This window comes from Streptomyces sp. NPDC111507 (genome assembly GCF_055638955.1).
In genome coordinates this window covers 1-15936 of record NZ_JBVKBU010000028.1, presented here as the reverse complement: position 1 = coordinate 15936, position 15936 = coordinate 1, and the positions used below count along the sequence as shown (strand labels likewise).

Annotated in this window: 13 protein-coding genes and 1 pseudogene; 9 read left to right on the top strand and 5 right to left on the bottom strand. The window is 70.1% G+C overall.

What is annotated here, in order from left to right; translation table 11 throughout:
• Window positions 1-30 precede the first annotated feature (30 nt).
• Genes ACZ7M2_RS49460 through ACZ7M2_RS49450 form a run of 3 tightly spaced genes read left to right on the top strand, consistent with a single transcriptional unit; the run spans window position 31 to window position 4072 of the window.
• Entirely contained in the window at window positions 31-957 is a 927-nt protein-coding gene (locus ACZ7M2_RS49460; protein ID WP_471600883.1) for an SDR family NAD(P)-dependent oxidoreductase, read from the top strand.
• A complete protein-coding gene (locus ACZ7M2_RS49455; protein ID WP_471600882.1) occupies window positions 954-2657 on the top strand; it encodes a thiamine pyrophosphate-binding protein in 1704 nt (567 codons plus the stop codon). Before ACZ7M2_RS49460 ends, ACZ7M2_RS49455 begins: the two co-directional genes overlap by 4 nt.
• Before the next feature lie 2 nt (window positions 2658-2659).
• Complete coding sequence (locus ACZ7M2_RS49450) at window positions 2660-4072, top strand: aldehyde dehydrogenase family protein (protein ID WP_471600940.1); 1413 nt, start codon at window positions 2660-2662, stop codon at window positions 4070-4072.
• Between the two features lie 116 nt (window positions 4073-4188).
• On the opposite strand, the gene ACZ7M2_RS49445 is transcribed toward ACZ7M2_RS49450, so the two are convergent.
• The 4 genes from ACZ7M2_RS49445 to ACZ7M2_RS49430 are packed head-to-tail and all read right to left on the bottom strand — an operon-like array spanning window position 4189 to window position 8111.
• Window positions 4189-5091 (bottom strand): sugar phosphate isomerase/epimerase family protein, encoded by a 903-nt coding sequence (locus tag ACZ7M2_RS49445; RefSeq protein ID WP_471600881.1) that lies wholly within the window; start codon window positions 5089-5091, stop codon window positions 4189-4191.
• Window position 5092: 1 nt separating this feature from the next.
• Entirely contained in the window at window positions 5093-6007 is a 915-nt protein-coding gene (locus ACZ7M2_RS49440) for an ATP-binding cassette domain-containing protein (protein WP_352051243.1), read from the bottom strand.
• A gap of 8 nt (window positions 6008-6015) precedes the next feature.
• Window positions 6016-7092, bottom strand: coding sequence for an ABC transporter permease (locus ACZ7M2_RS49435; protein WP_075025792.1), 1077 nt, complete (start codon window positions 7090-7092; stop codon window positions 6016-6018).
• A complete protein-coding gene (locus ACZ7M2_RS49430; protein WP_075025793.1) occupies window positions 7092-8111 on the bottom strand; it encodes a sugar ABC transporter substrate-binding protein in 1020 nt (339 codons plus the stop codon). Before ACZ7M2_RS49430 ends, ACZ7M2_RS49435 begins: the two co-directional genes overlap by 1 nt.
• A 293-nt stretch (window positions 8112-8404) precedes the next feature.
• Here ACZ7M2_RS49430 and iolC point away from each other — a divergent pair, with 293 nt between their 5' ends.
• The 6 genes from iolC to ACZ7M2_RS49400 all read left to right on the top strand — a co-directional run bounded on the left by iolC (window position 8405) and on the right by ACZ7M2_RS49400 (window position 15530).
• Window positions 8405-9376 carry a 5-dehydro-2-deoxygluconokinase gene (gene iolC / locus ACZ7M2_RS49425; RefSeq protein WP_471600880.1) on the top strand — a complete coding sequence of 324 codons (972 nt, stop codon included), beginning with the start codon at window positions 8405-8407 and terminating at the stop codon, window positions 9374-9376.
• 29 nt (window positions 9377-9405) lie between these two features.
• A complete protein-coding gene (locus tag ACZ7M2_RS49420; RefSeq protein WP_352051245.1) occupies window positions 9406-10284 on the top strand; it encodes a Cgl0159 family (beta/alpha)8-fold protein in 879 nt (292 codons plus the stop codon).
• 71 nt (window positions 10285-10355) lie between these two features.
• Window positions 10356-11240, top strand: a complete 885-nt coding sequence (iolB, locus tag ACZ7M2_RS49415; RefSeq protein WP_471600879.1) for a 5-deoxy-glucuronate isomerase — start codon at window positions 10356-10358, stop codon at window positions 11238-11240.
• Complete coding sequence (iolD, locus tag ACZ7M2_RS49410; protein WP_471600878.1) at window positions 11240-13111, top strand: 3D-(3,5/4)-trihydroxycyclohexane-1,2-dione acylhydrolase (decyclizing); 1872 nt, start codon at window positions 11240-11242, stop codon at window positions 13109-13111. The genes iolB and iolD overlap by 1 nt, the downstream gene beginning before the upstream one ends.
• A 44-nt stretch (window positions 13112-13155) precedes the next feature.
• Window positions 13156-14649, top strand: coding sequence for a CoA-acylating methylmalonate-semialdehyde dehydrogenase (locus tag ACZ7M2_RS49405; protein WP_471600877.1), 1494 nt, complete (start codon window positions 13156-13158; stop codon window positions 14647-14649).
• Between the two features lie 137 nt (window positions 14650-14786).
• The gene (locus tag ACZ7M2_RS49400) at window positions 14787-15530 is read left to right on the top strand and encodes a GntR family transcriptional regulator (protein WP_352051278.1); all 744 of its coding nucleotides are present in this window, start codon (window positions 14787-14789) and stop codon (window positions 15528-15530) included.
• A 156-nt stretch (window positions 15531-15686) separates the two neighbouring features.
• On the opposite strand, the pseudogene ACZ7M2_RS49395 reads toward ACZ7M2_RS49400, so the two are convergent.
• Window positions 15687-15797 (bottom strand): annotated as a pseudogene (locus ACZ7M2_RS49395) (Arc family DNA-binding protein); the annotation flags it as partial.
• Window positions 15798-15936 lie beyond the last annotated feature (139 nt).

Below are 15936 nucleotides of genomic sequence, written 5' to 3'. Positions count from 1 at the left end.
GCACCGCGCGCCCCGCGAGAGGAACACCTCATGCCCGAACTCAGATTCGACGATCGTGTTGCCGTGATCACCGGCGCCGGCCGGGGGCTGGGGCGCGCCTACGCCCTGCTGCTCGGCGCGAAGGGAGCGAAGGTCGTCGTCAACGACCCCGGTGGGAGCCTGACCGGGGCCGGCGGCGACACCGGTCCCGCGGACGAGGTGGTCAGGGAGATCAGGGCGGCCGGTGGTGAGGCCGTCGCGTGCACCGAGTCGGTGGCGACGGCCGAGGGCGGCCGGGCGATCGTCGAGTCGGCGCTCGACCACTACGGCCGGATCGACGTCCTCGTCCACAACGCCGGCATCGTCCGTTCGGCACCGCTGACCGAGATGACGTACGAGGACTTCGACGCCGTACTCGACGTCCATCTGCGGGGCGCCTTCCATGTCGTACGGCCCGCGTTCCCGCTGATGCGCGGGGCGGGTTACGGGCGCGTCGTGCTGACCTCGTCGATCGGCGGCCTGTACGGCAACCACCGCGTCGCGGGCTATGGCATGGCCAAGGCGGGGATGATCGGGCTGTCCAACGTGGTCGCCCTGGAGGGCGCCGCCGCGGGCGTGCGGTGCAACGTCATCGTCCCCGGCGCCGTGACGAGGATGGCCGAGGGCATCGACACCTCGGCCTATCCGCCGATGGGACCGGAGCTGACGGCTCCGGTCGTGGGGTGGCTGGCCCACGAGTCCTGCTCGATCACCGGGGAGATGCTGGTGTCGATCGCCGGCCGGGTGGCGCGGGCCTTCGTCGCCGAGACCCCGGGCGTGTACCGGCCCTCGTGGTCGATCGAGCAGGTCGGCGAGGAACTCGCCGCCATCCGCGACACGAAAGAGCCCTGGATCCTGCCGGTCGTCCCCTCGGCCCACGTCGACCACATCCGCAACAGCTTCGCGATGGCCAGGCACAGTGAAGGGGTAGCACGGTGACGAAAGTCTTCGCACGCATTCTCGAGCTCTTCGAGGCCGAGGGCATCAACACCCTCTTCGGCATACCCGACCCGAACTTCGTCCACATGTTCCACCGTGCCGAGGAGCGCGGCTGGAACGTGGTAGCCCCCCACCACGAGGAGTCCGCCGGCTTCATGGCGGAGGCGGTCTCGCGCATGACCGGAAAGGCCGCGGTGTGCATCGGCACGCTGGGCCCGGGGGTCGCCAACCTGGCCGGCGCCATGATGTGCGCCAAGGTCGAGAACTCACCGGTCGTCTTCCTGGGCGGCCAGCGCGCCCGGATCACGGAACAACGGGTGCGGCGCGGCCGCATCCAGTTCGTCAAGCAGGCCGCCCTGTTCGAACCCTCGGTCAAGTACTCCGCCAGCATCGAGTACGCCGACCAGACCGACGAGGTGATCCGTGAGGGCCTGCGCAAGGCACTGTCGGGGACACCGGGCCCGGTCTACATCGAGTACCCCTCCCATGTGATCCAGGAGGACCTCGACGTACCCCCGGCGTTGCCTCCCGCGGCCTATCGCCTGGTGGGCCAGACGGCCGGCCCGGACAAGGTCGCCGAGGCCGTCGCGTTCATCCGCGCGGCCGAACAGCCGATACTTCTCGTGGGGCACGGAGTTCACACCTCCCGCGCGGGGGAATCGGTCAGGGCGCTCGCCGAGGCGATGGCCTGCCCCGTCATCCAGACGTCGGGCGGCACCTCGTACATCGCGGGACTCGAGGACCGTACGTTCCCCTACGGCTTCTCGGCGGCGGCGATCGACGCGGTGGTGAAGTCCGATCTGTGTCTGGCCATCGGCACCGAACTCGGTGAGCCGGTCCATTACGGACGCGGGCGCCACTGGGTCGCGGGCGAGGCCAACCGCAGGTGGATCCTCGTCGAGCAGGATCCTCAGGCCATCGGCGTGAACCGCTCGGTCGACGTCCCGCTGGTGGGCGACCTGCGGGCGGTCGTCCCGCAGCTCGTCGATGCCCTCGGGGCCACACCGCGCACCGCGTCCCCGGAGCTCGCGGGCTGGATCAAACAGGACGCGGCCCGGTTGGCGGAGCTCGCGGAGACGGCTCCTTCCGGCATGTCACCCGTGCATCCCGCACGACTGATCGTCGAGGCGACCAAGGTCTTCCCGAAGGACGGCATCATGGTCCGCGACGGCGGTGCCACGACCATCTTCGGCTGGACGTACGCGCAGGCCAAGCCCCATGACGTGATGTGGAACCAGAACTTCGGCCATCTGGGCACGGGGCTTCCCTACGCGATCGGCGCCTCGGTGGCGGAGGGCGGCAAGCGGCCCCTGATGCTGATCACCGGGGACTCGTCGTTCCAGTTCCATATCGCCGAACTGGAAACGGCCGCACGTCTGAACCTGCCACTCGTGTGCGTCGTCGGCGTCGACTACGCCTGGGGCCTCGAAGTGGGCGTCTACAAGCGCACCTTCGGCCAGGGGTCGCTGGAGACGGGCGTGCACTGGAGCAAGAACACGCGCCTGGACAAGGTCGCCGAAGGCTTCGGCTGCCACGGCGAGTACGTCGAACGTGACGAGGACATCGCCCCCGCCATCAAGCGCGCCTACGCCAGTGGCAAGCCGGGAGTCGTGCACGTCGCGGTCGATCCCCAGGCGAATTCGGAAGAGATGCCGAGCTACGACGAGTTCCGGACCTGGTACGCGGAGGGGACGCAGTGACCATGCGCGAGTATGTGACGTTCTACATCGGCGGCCAGTGGACCGATCCGGCCGGGGCAGGGACCTTCGAGGTCGTGAATCCCGCGACCGAGGAGGTCTGCGGCAAGGTGGCCCAAGGTTCGGCGGCCGACGTCGACCGGGCGGTCGCGGCGGCCCGGCGGGCCTTCCCCGGCTGGTCGACGACCACGGGCGAGGAGCGGGTCGAGGTACTCCAGAACACCCTCGACGAGTACCAGAAGCGGGCCGGTGACCTCGCCGCGGCGCTGACCGAGGAGATGGGCGCCCCGGCCGCGCTCGCGGGCGGCTTCCAAGTGGGCCTCGGGGCCGGGCACTTGAGCACGGCGATCGCGGTGCTGAAGGACTTCGTGTTCGAGGAGCGACGCGGCGCCACGCTGGTCGTCAAGGAGCCGATCGGCGTCTGCGGTCTGATCACCCCGTGGAACTGGCCCATGAACCAGATGGCCGTGAAGGTGTTCCCGGCGCTGGCGACCGGCTGCACCATGGTGCTCAAGCCGTCGGAGAAGTCGCCCTTCACCGGGCAGGTCTTCGCCGAGATCCTGGATGCCGCGGGTGTTCCCGCCGGTGTGTTCAACCTCGTTCAGGGCGACGGACCCGGCGTGGGGGTGCCGCTCGCCGGTCACGCGGACGTCGACATGGTCTCCTTCACCGGTTCGACGCGCGCGGGCATCGACATCGCGAGGAACGCCGCGCCCACGGTGAAGAGGGTGACCCAGGAACTGGGCGGCAAGAGCCCGAACATCGTTCTCGACGACGAGGCCTTCGCCGAGAACGTCGGCAAGGGCGTGGCCACCATGATGGGCAACTCGGGGCAGACATGCAGCGCGCCCTCACGGATGCTCGTCCCCGCCGCCCGGATGGACGAGGCCATCGCCGTCGCCCGGCAGGCGGCGTCCGGGATCACCGTGGGCGACCCCGGGGGTGACTTCGTGATGGGGCCGGTGGTCTCGGGGGCGCAGTTCGAGAAGATCCAGGCATTGATCCAGAAGGGCATCGACGAGGGCGCCACCCTGGTGGCCGGCGGCACGGGACGCCCGGACGGCCTGGAGAAGGGCTACTACGTGAAACCCACCGTCTTCGCCCGGGTCACGAACGACATGACCGTCGCCCGCGAGGAGATCTTCGGGCCGGTGGTGACGATCCTCGGCTACGACAGCGTCGACCACGCCGTCGAGATCGCGAACGACACGGAGTACGGCCTCGCCGGCTATGTGGCGGGCACGGACCTGGAGAAGGCGCGTGCCGTGGCGCGGCGCATCCGGGCGGGATGGGTCGCGATCAACGACGCGTTCGACTTCGGCTGTCCGTTCGGCGGGTACAAGAAGAGCGGCAACGGGCGGGAGTGGGGCGAGTTCGGCTTCCACGACTACCTGGAGACCAAGGGCGTTCTCGGCTAGGGGGTGATCCGGACGGCACCCCCTACGCGCCTGAGGCGGCCTCGTCGGGCTGACGAGGCCGCCTCACGGAGCGCACATCCGGGTGTCGGCGGATGCGGGCGCGGGTGCCGGACGGGTCAGGCGCCGCAGGAGCGCAGGAACTTGCGGGTGCGTACGGCGATCGGGAGCGGCTTGTCCGGCTCGCAGGGGTACATGTCCTGCTCGACGATGGCGAACAGCTCCACACCGAGACGCTGGGCGGCCACCAGCACCGGCTCCAGCTCCGGTACACCGGTCGGGGGTTCGCACATCACGCCGCGCTGCACGGCGGGACCGAACGGCACCTCGTTCTTGACGACGTCGGCGAGGATCGCCGGGTCGACCTGCTTGAGGTGCAGATAGCCGATGCGCTCGCCGTACGTCTCGATGAGCTTGACGCTGTCGCCGCCGCAGTAGGCGTAGTGCCCGGTGTCCAGACACAGGTTGACCAGGTCGGAGTCGGTGGAGTCGAGGAAGCGCTCGACGTGGTCCTCGGTGTCGATGTGCGTGTCCGCGTGCGGATGGACGACGATGTCGAGGCCGTAGGTCTCCTTGACCTCGTGGCCCAGCCGTTCCATGCCCTTGGTCAGATGGGCCCACTGCTCGGCGGTCAGCTCCGGCGGCTCGATGATCTCGGCGGTCTTGTCGTCCCGCCAGAAGGAGGGGATGACCACCAGATGCTTCGCGCCCATGGCCTGGGTGAGCGCGGCGACCTCGCTGACGTGTTCCCAGGTGGCGTCCCAGACGGACGGTCCGCGGTGCAGCCCGGTGAAGACCGTACCGGCCGAGACCTTCAGGTCGCGCTTGTCGATCTCGGCGGTGAGCCGGGCCGGGTCGCTCGGCAGATAGCCGTAGGGACCGAGTTCGATCCAGGAGTAGCCCGCCTCGGACACCTCGTCCAGGAAGCGTTCCCAGGGCACCTGCTGGGGGTCGTCGGGGAACCAGACGCCCCAGGAGTCCGGCGCGGAGCCGACCCGGATGCGGTCCAGGGGAGCGGTCATGTCAGGAGGTCCCTTCGGAAGTGGCCGCCGCGGGTGCTTTGAGGTCCTCCGCTTCGGGGAGTTCGTCGACGTCGACGCCGCGGACCTGGGCCAGTTCGTGCTTGAGTGCGGCGAGTTCGGCGCCGCCTGCCATGTGGTTGGTCAGCTCTTCGAGGCTGACTTCGCTGCGGGCGGCGCTGAGTTCGAGGGTGCCCAGGCGCAGGACGCTGAAGTGGTCGCCGACCATGTAGGCGTGGTGCGGGTTGTGGGTGATGAAGATGACGCCGAGGCCGCGGTCGCGGGCGGCGGCGATGTACTTCAGGACCACGCCGGACTGCTTGACGCCGAGGGCGGCGGTCGGCTCGTCCAGGATGAGCACGCGGGCGCCGAAGTAGACGGCGCGGGCGATGGCCACCGACTGGCGCTGGCCGCCGGAGAGGGTGCCGATGGGCTGGTCGAGGTCGTCGAGGACGATGCCCATGTTGCGCAGTTCCTCGTCCGCGGTCTTCTTCATGCGGTCGATGTCGAGGCGCTGGATCGGCCAGGGGCCCTTGGTCATCTCGGAGCCGAGGAAGAAGTTGCGCCAGACCGGCATGAGGGGGACGGTGGCGAGGTCCTGGTAGACGGTGGCGATGCCCTTGTCGAGGGCCTCGCGCGGGGTGGAGAAGCGCACCGGGACGCCGTCGACGAGGAATTCGCCCTCGGTGTGCTGGTGCAGGCCGGAGATGATTTTGATGAGGGTGGACTTGCCGGCGCCGTTGTCGCCGAGGACGCAGGTCACCTGGCCGGGGTGGACGGCGAGGGAGACTCCGTGCAGGGCACGGATGTTGCCGTAGGCCTTCCCGGCGCTGCGCAGTTCGACGATCGGGGCGGTGCCGTCCTCGGGCGGAGCGTCCGGGAGGATGGCGCCGGCGGGTCCGGATCCGTTGGTTGTCATGGGTCGGTTCACCTCCGGGTCGCCGCGCGGCGGACCCACAGATTGATGAGCGTGGCGCCGAGCAGCATCACGCCGAGGAAGGCCTTGAACCAGTCGGGGTTCCAGCCCGCGTACACGATGCCCTGGTTGACCATGCCGAACATGAAGGCGCCGAAGACCGGTCCGATCGCGGAGCCGTAGCCGCCGGTCAGCAGACAGCCGCCGATCACCGCCGCGGCGATGTAGATCAGCTCCTGGCCGACGCCCTCGCCGGACTGCACGGTGTTGAAGGAGAACAGCTGGTGCATGCCGATGAACCAGGCGCCGAAGCCGACCAGCATGAAGAGCGTGATCTTGGTGAAGGTGACCGGTACGCCGACCGCGCGGGCGCTGTCCTGGTTGCCGCCGACGGCGAAGATCCAGTTGCCGTACTTGGTGCGCAGCAGCACCCAGGTGGCGATGGCCGCGAAGACCAGCCACCACACGACGGTGATCTTCACCTGGACGCCGCCGACGTCGAAGGAGGAGGCGAAGACCTTCTTGGCCTGGTCGAAGCCGTCCATGGTGCTGATGTCGTCGGTCGCGACGTTCCCGGTGATCAGCTTGGTCACCGCGAGGTTGACCCCTTGCAGGATCAGGAACGTGCCGAGCGTGACAAGGAAGCTCGGTAGCCCGGTGCGGACCATCATCCAGCCGTTGAACGCGCCGACCGCCAGCGAGACGATGAGCGCGACGATCACGCCCACCCAGACGTTCATGGTCAGTTGGTAGCTGATCATGCTCGCGGTGAGCGCCGAGGTGATCACGGCGACACCGGCCGACAGGTCGAACTCGCCGCCGATCATCAGCAGGGCCACGGGCAGTGCCATGATCCCGATCGTCGACGACTGGTAGAGGACGGTCGCCATCGAGCTGCCGGAGCGCACCGACGGCGCCGCGATCAGGAAGAAGACGAACACCGCCACGGCGCCGAGGAAGACGCCGACCTCGGGCCGGGCGAGCAGCCGCAGCGTCAGGGAGCGCTGCGCGGTCCGCCCGTCGGTTTCCTTGGGGCCGGGGGCCGGCGGTGTGGTCACCGCCGGCTCAGCCTGCTGGGCCATGCTCATCACCGGGTGCCCTTCGCGGCGAACTGGGCGACGGCGTCGACGTTGGACTTGTCGACGAACGCCGGGCCGGTCAGGATCGGCTGCTCGCCGCCGCCGCTGTAGTTCCCGTTCGTCTTGTAGAGCCACAGCGAGTCGACGGCCAGGTAGCCCTGGAGGTAGGGCTGCTGGTCGACCGCGAACTGGATCGTGCCCTTGCTGATGGCGCCGGTCAGGTCCTTGTTGAGGTCGAACGTGGCGATCTTCGCCTTGCTGCCGGCGTCACCCACCGACTGCACCGCGGTCAGGGCGTACGGGGCGCCGAGGGTGACGACGTAGTCGATGGCGCTGTCCTGCTTGAGCTTGGCGGTGATCGTCGACTTCACGGACGGCATGTCGGTGCCGTTGACGTACAGGGTCTCCGTCTTGCCGCTGAAGGTCTTCTTCACTCCGTCGCAGCGCTGGGTGAGTCCGATGTTGCCCTGCTCCTGGATCACACAGACGGCCTTCTTCGCGCCTTCCGAGTTCAGCCTCTTGCCCAGCGCCTCACCCGCCACCGTCTCGTCCTGGCCGAAGAACTCCATCAGACCCAGCTTCTGCCAGTCGCTGACACCCGAGTTGAGGCCGACCACGGGGATCTTGGCCGACGTCGCCTTGCTCACGACGTCCTTCATGGCGTCCGGCTTGGCCAGGGTGATCGCGATGCCGTCGACCTTCTGGTCGATGGCGTTCTGGACCAGGTTGGCCTGGTTGCCCGCGTTCGGGTCGGCGGAGTAGACCAGCTTCACGTTGTCCTTGGCGGCCGCCGCCTCGGCGCCCTTGCGGACGATGTCCCAGAACGTGTCGCCGGGTGCCTGGTGGGTCACCAGCGCGACCGTCATACGGGGGGTGTCGGCCTTGCCGGCCGACACCGCCGCCCCGCTCTCCTCGGCCTTCTTTCCGCCGGAACTGCTGGAGCAGCCGGCTATGAGCAGCACGGATGCCGCCGCGGTCGCGACGAGTGGGGCGATTCTGCGGGTACGGGGGTGAAACGTGCGGTCCATCTTTCCAGCACCTCACTGTGCGACAGGGGAAAGGGAACGGGACGGCGCCGGGGGCGCTGGGCCCGTGCGGGGCCCGGACAGGACGTCCGGGTCGATGCGGGTGACGCGGCTGCTTCGTTGGGACGGGATACAAGTCCCTGACGCACCCCCCTGTCAATACTTTGTTAAGACATCATTTCCTGAGCAGGTCCGAATGTCAGTACAAAGTCTTGACAGGGGAGGGCCGTGGGTCCTACACCTAAGAGGCACCGGGCGCCCCGTTGCCCGCATCCCACGCATCAGGAGCGTCACGCATGCCTGAGTCCGCTGAATCCTTCGACGGCGAGTCCCTGGACGTCATCACCATGGGACGCATCGGCGTCGATCTGTATCCCCTGCAGACGGGTGTGCCGCTCGCGCAGGTGGAGTCCTTCGGGAAGTTCCTCGGCGGCTCGGCGGCCAACGTCGCGGTGGCCGCCGCACGCCTGGGCCGGTCCACCGCGGTGATCACCCGCACCGGGCAGGACCCCTTCGGTACCTATCTCCACCAGGCGCTCAAGGAGTTCGGTGTCGACGACCGCTGGGTCACACCCGTCGATGCCTACCCCACGCCGATCACGTTCTGCGAGATCTTCCCGCCCGACGACTTCCCGCTCTACTTCTACCGGCGGCCCAAGGCACCCGATCTGGAGATCCGGACCGACGAGCTGGACTTCTTCGCGATCCGCGCGGCCCGCATCTTCTGGATCACCGGAACCGGCCTGAGCGAGGAGCCCAGCCGCTCCGCCACGCTCGCCGCGCTGAAGACGCGCGCCAAGTCCGGCACCACCGTCTTCGACCTCGACTGGCGGCCCATGTTCTGGTCCGACCCGGACGAGGCACGCCCGTACTACGCCGAGGCGCTGCGGCACTCCACCGTCGCCGTCGGCAACCTCGACGAGTGCGAGATCGCCACCGGCGTACGCGAACCCCGTGCCTGCGCCGAAGCCCTGCTGGCGGCCGGTGTGGAACTCGCCGTCGTCAAACAGGGCCCCAAGGGGGTCCTTGCCGTCCACCGCGACGGCACCGTCGCCGAGGTCCCGCCGGTCCCGGTGGAGGTCGTCAACGGCCTCGGCGCCGGAGACGCCTTCGGCGGCTCGCTCTGCCACGGTCTGCTGTCCGGCTGGGAGCTGGAGAAGACCATCAGGTACGCCAACGCGGCCGGCGCGCTCGTCGCCTCCCGTCTCGCCTGCTCCTCCGCGATGCCCACCGAGTCCGAGGTCGAGAACCTCCTCGCGCGCGGCTGACCGACGCCACCCCCTGAACGGAGCCTGTCTTGAGCATCAGCATCCCCGACCTCGCCACGGTGCGCGCCCGGCATCCGGAGGCCATCGCCGAAGCGGCCGCCCGCCGGGTCCGCCGCCCCCTGATCGGCGACAGCGGCCGCCTGATGATCGTGGCCGCGGACCACCCCGCGCGCGGCGCGCTCGGCGTCGGCGGGCACCGCCTGGCCATGGCCAACCGCGCCGACCTCCTCGAACGACTCTGCGTCGCGCTGTCCCGGCCCGGCGTGGACGGGGTGCTCGCCACCGCCGACATCCTGGAGGACCTGCTGCTCCTGGGCGTTCTGGAGAACAAGGTCGTGATGGGCTCCATGAACCGCGGTGGCCTGTCCGGCGCGTCCTTCGAGATGGACGACCGCTTCACCGGCCACCGCGCCGAGGACATCGAGCGGCTGCGCTTCGACGCCGGAAAGCTGCTGGTGCGCATCGACTACGACGACCCGGGCTCCCTGGAGACCCTGCAGACGACCGCGCGCGCCATCGACGACATGGCCGCCCGCCGGCTGCCGCTGTTCGTCGAGCCGTTCATATCCCGCCGGGTGGACGGCAAGGTCCGAAACGACCTGAGCGCCGAGGCCGTCACCCGGTCCATCGCCATCGCCTCCGGCCTCGGTGGCACCTCGGCCTACACCTGGCTCAAGCTCCCGGTCACCGACGACCCCGACGACATGGCCGGGGTCCTTGAGGCCTCCACCCTGCCCGCCGTGCTGCTCGGCGGCGAGGTCGGCGGCGACCAGGAGGGCGCGTACGAGAGATGGCGCAAGGCCCTGCGGCTGCCCACCGTCCAGGGCATGGTCGTGGGCCGCTCGCTGCTCTACCCCGCCGAGGGCAGCGTGGAGACCGCGGTGGACACCGCGGTCGGCCTGCTCTGACTCCTACCCGTCCGCGCCGTGTCGCCGCCTCCCGAAGGCCCGCTCTGATTCCCGTAGAGGAGCCCCTCCCGATGACCACCACGCACCATCTGCCCGCGGGCAAGGCCGCCGCCGACGTCTACGCCGTGGACGTCAGTCCCGAGTCGGCCGGCTGGGGCCACTCCAGCCTGCGGGTGCTCGAACTGCCCGCGGGCGGCTGGCACGCCTTCGACACCGGCGACAGCGAGTGGATCGTGCTCCCGCTCTCGGGTGGCTGCACCGTCGCGGTCGGCGGCGACACGTTCCGGCTCGCCGGGCGCGAGAGCGTCTTCAGCGGGGTGAGCGACTTCGCGTACGTGCCCCGCGACGCCCAGGTGTCGATCGCCTCGCGTGACGGCGGCCGGTTCGCGCTCACCGGCGCCCGCTGCGACCGTCGGCTGCCCGCCCGCTACGGGCCCGCCTCGTCCGTCCCCGTCGAACTGCGCGGCACCGGCTCCTGCTCCCGCCAGGTCAACAACTTCGACGCCGCAGGGGTCTTCGAGTGCGACAAGCTGATCGCCGTCGAGGTGATCACCCCCGGTGGCAACTGGTCCTCCTTCCCGCCGCACAAGCACGACGAGCACCGGCCGGGCGAGGAGTCCGCACTCGAGGAGATCTACTACTTCGAGTTCGCCCCCCACGAGGGCACACCCGGCCTCGGCTACCAGCGCGTCTCGCCCTCGGGCCACGGCGCCCGGACCGATGTGCTGGCCGAGGTGCGCGACGGCGACGTCGTCCTCATCCCCGACGGCTGGCACGGGCCGTCCATGGCCGTGCCCGGCCACGACATGTACTACCTCAACGTCATGGCGGGCCCCGGCACCGACCGCGCCTGGCTGATCTGCGACCACCCCGACCACGCCTGGATCCGTGACACCTGGCCGGAGCGGCCGGTCGACCCCCGCCTGCCCCTCTACACCGCCCCCGAGAGGTCCTGATGAGCACCATCACCCGTCGCCTGACGACAGCCCAGGCGCTGGTGCGCTTCCTGTCCGCGCAGTACAGCGAGCGCGACGGCGTACGCCACCGGCTGATCGCCGGCACCTGGGGCATCTTCGGCCACGGCAATGTGGCGGGCATCGGCCAGGCGCTCCTGGAGGCCGGCGAGGACACCATGCCCTTCCACCAGGGCCGCAACGAGCAGTCCATGGTGCACGCGGCGGTCGGCTACGCCCGCCAGCGGAGCCGCCTCTCCGCGCAGGCCGTGACCACGTCCATCGGTCCCGGCGCCACCAACCTCGTCACCGGCGCCGCCCTCGCGACGATCAACCGCCTGCCCGTACTGCTGCTGCCCGGCGACTACTTCGCGACGCGCCCCGCCGACCCGCTGCTCCAGCAGCTGGAACACCCCGTCGAGGCCGATGTCTCCGTCAACGACACACTGCGCCCGGTCTCCCGTTACTTCGACCGCATCACCCGCCCGGAGATGCTGATCCCGGCCGCGCTGAACGCGATGCGGGTGCTGGCCGACCCGGCCGACACCGGTGCCGTCACCCTCGCCCTGCCGCAGGACGTGCAGGCGGAGGCGTACGACTGGCCGCAGGAGTTCTTCGCCGAGCGCGTCTGGCGCGTACGCAGGCCCGCCCCCGATCCTTCGGAACTCGCCGAAGCCGTACGGGCGATCCGCGCCGCCGAGCGCCCCCTGATCGTGGCCGGTGGGGGAGTGCACCACAGCGAGGCCGAGGCAGCGCTCAAGGCCCTGGCCGACGCCACCGGCATCCCGGTCGCCTCTACCCAGGCGGGCAAGGGCTCGCTGCGTCACGATCACCCCGCCGACCTCGGCGGCATCGGCCACACCGGCACCGCGGTCAGCGACGACATCGCCCGCACCGCCGACCTGATCATCGGGGTCGGCACCCGCTACACCGACTTCACCACTGCCTCGAACACGCTGTTCCAGCAGCCGGACGTGCGGTTCGTCAACCTCAACATCACCGCCTTCGACGCCCACAAGCTCGCCGCCCGGCCGCTGGTCGCGGACGCGCGGACGGGGCTCGACGCGCTGACGGAGGGGCTGTCCGGCCACCGGGTCGACGCGGCGTACGAGGCCGAGTACCGCGCGGGCAAGGCGCGTTGGGAGGAGGTCGTCGAGGCCGCCTACCGGGCGGACGACTCCGCCGTGCCCACCCAGACGCAGGTCCTCGGCGCCCTGGACGCCGTCGTCGGTGACGACGACGTGGTCATCAACGCGGCCGGCTCGCTCCCCGGTGACCTGCACAAGCTGTGGCGGGCGCGCGGCCCGCGCCAGTACCACCTGGAGTACGGCTACTCCTGCATGGGCTACGAGATCCCGGCCGGCATCGGCGTCCAGCAGGCCGCCCCCGGCACGCCCGTCTGGTCGCTGGTCGGCGACGGCACCTATCTGATGATGCCCACCGAGATCGTCACCGCCGTCCAGGAGGGCCTGCCCGTCAACCTGGTCCTGATCCAGAACCACGGCTACGCCTCCATCGGCGGCCTCTCCGAGGAGGTCGGAGGCGAGCGCTTCGGCACCGCCTACCGCTACCGCGCCGCCGACGGCACGTTCTCCGGAGCCCCGCTCCCGGTGGACCTCGCCGCCAACGCAGCCAGCCTGGGCATGGACGTCATCCGCGCCAAGACCGTACGGGAACTGCGTGACGCCCTGGCCGCGGCACGCGCCTCGGACCGGCCGACCTGCGTGTACGTCGAGACCGATCCGACGCCCACTGCTCCGCCCGCCGAGGCCTGGTGGGACGTACCGGTCGCCGAAGTCGCCTCCCGCGACGCCGCGTCGACCGCCCGTGAACGGTACGACGGCCACGTCGCCGACCGCCGCCGCCACCTCTGATCCCGACCTCTTCGCCTGCCCCGCCACCGAAAGGCCCCCGCACCATGAAGACCATCACCCACTGGATCGGCGGCAAGCCCGTCGAGTCCGCCTCCGGACGCTTCGGCCCCGTCTACAACCCGGCCACCGGCGTCCAGGAGAAGCAGGTCGGCTTCGCCTCGGTCGACGAGGTGGACGCCGCCGTCGCCGACGCCAAGTCGGCGTACGAGAGCTGGGGCAGCGCCTCGCTCGCCAAGCGTACGGCGATCCTCTTCAAGTACCGCGAACTGCTCGACGCGCACCGCGACGAGATCGCCGAGCTGATCACCGCCGAGCACGGCAAGGTGCACTCCGACGCGCTCGGCGAGGTCGCCCGCGGTATGGAGATCGTCGAGCTGGCCTGCGGTATCGCCGAGAAGCTCAAGGGCGAGCTGTCCACGCAGGTCTCGACCCGGGTCGACGTCGCCTCGATCCGTCAGCCGCTGGGTGTCGTCGCGGGCATCACGCCGTTCAACTTCCCGGCCATGGTGCCGATGTGGATGTTCCCGCTCGCCATCGCCTGCGGCAACGCCTTCGTGCTCAAGCCGAGCGAGAAGGACCCGTCGGCCTCCTTCCGGCTCGCCGAGCTGGCCTCCGAGGCCGGGCTGCCGGACGGTGTGCTGAACATCGTGCAGGGCGACAAGGTCGCGGTGGACCGCCTCCTGGAGCACCCGGACGTCGTCGCGGTCTCCTTCGTCGGCTCCACGCCCATCGCCAAGTACATCCAGCTCAAGGGCGTCGAGCACGACAAGCGCGTACAGGCGCTGGGCGGTGCCAAGAACCACATGCTCGTGCTGCCCGACGCCGACCTGGACTTCGCCGCCGACCAGGCGATCAACGCCGCCTACGGCTCGGCCGGCGAGCGCTGCATGGCGGTCTCGGTCGTGGTCGCGGTCGGCGACACCGGTGACGAGCTGGTCGGCAAGATCGCCGAGCGGGCCAAGAACCTGCGCATCGGCCCCGGCGACGACCCCGCCTCCGAGATGGGCCCGCTGATCACACGCGAGCACCGCGACAAGGTGGCGTCGTACGTCGCCGGCGCTGCGGCCCAGGGCGCCGAGGTCGTCGTCGACGGCACCGGCTACTCCGTCGACGGCCACGAGGACGGCTTCTTCCTCGGTGTCTCGCTGCTCGACAAGGTCCCGGTGACGGCGGACGCGTACAAGGACGAGATCTTCGGCCCGGTGCTGTGCGTGGTGCGCGCCGACACCTACGACGACGCCATCAAGCTCATCAACGCCTCCCGCTGGGGCAACGGCACCGCGATCTTCACCCGGGACGGCGGCGCCGCCCGCCGCTTCCAGCTGGAGGTCCAGGCGGGCATGGTCGGCATCAACGTGCCGATCCCGGTGCCGGTCGGCTACCACTCCTTCGGCGGCTGGAAGGACTCCCTCTTCGGCGACCTGCACATCTACGGCAACGACGGCATCGCCTTCTACACCCAGGGCAAGGTGATCACCACGCGGTGGCCCGACCCGGCCGACGCGGGCATCAACCTCGGCTTCCCCAGCCACTCCTGACTCGCAGTGGCGGCCGGTGCGGGGGTCGGATCTCCTCGACTCCCGCACCGGCCGTCCTCAGGACCGACCGTCAGGACGATGCGATGGCAAGGGTTCCCGTCCGCCGGACCGCCCGGACCCCACGAGCAGCGGCCGCGATGCCCGTGGGCCTGGACTTCGCGCTGGACCGCAACAGCCCCGTACCGCTCTACTACCAGCTCGCGCGACAGCTGGAGGCCGCGATCGAGCGCGGTGTGCTGAGCCCGGGCAGCCTGCTGGGCAACGAGGTCGAGCTCGCGAGCCGCCTCGGCCTGTCCCGCCCCACCGTCCGCCAGGGCATCCAGACCCTGGTCGACAAGGGGTTCCTGGTCCGCCGCCGGGGCGTCGGCACCCAGGTGGTGCACAGTCAGGTCAAACGCCCGCTGGAGCTCAGCAGCCTCTACGACGACCTCGAGAACGCCGGACAGCGTCCCACGACGCAGGTGCTGCACAACGCGGTCGAGCCCGCGTCCGCCGAGGTCGCGGCGGCCCTGGGCATCGCGGAGGGCGGCGCGGTACACCGTGTGGAGCGGCTGCGCCTCACCCACGACCGGCCCGTGGCGGCCCTGTGCAACTACATCCCGGAAGGGCTGCTGGACGTCGACACCGCCCGGCTGGAGTCGACCGGCCTGTACCGCATGATGCGTGCCGTCGGTATCACCCTGCACAGCGCCCGCCAGTCCGTGGGCGCCCGCTCCGCCTCGCCGGAGGAGGCCGAGCGGCTGGACGAACCGGCGGGCGCCGCCCTGCTCACCATGCAGCGCACGGCCTACGACGACACCGGCCGCGCGGTCGAGTACGGCACCCACATCTACCGCTCCTCGCGGTACGCCTTCGAGTTCCAGTTGCTGCTCCGTACCTGACCGCGCCGCGACCGACGGGCGCCCGCCCCGCCCGTCACAGGGATTCCCGGAGGATGCCCTGGCCTTCAGGCCGGGGTCCTGTTTCCCGCGGAGCGGGGCAGGGGAAGCCGGATCGCCGCTGGGTGATCCGGCGTCCGGCCGGGGAGCGGTGAGGGCGACCTCCAGGAGGTGGAGGATCTCGGAGTTGAGGGACCGCCGGTCCGCGGTGGCGCGGGCGGTCACCTGTTCGTGCAGATCTGCCGGGATCCGGAGTGAGAAGCGAATCATGACGCTACGGTGGCATCATGACGACGCCGATGGAAGCCGACGGTGCCGGGCGCGCCCGGTACACCTACCGGCTTCGCGTGTCGTCGAGTGCCCGTACCGCGCTGGAGGCGGAGTGGGCACGGTGCCGGTGGATCTGGAA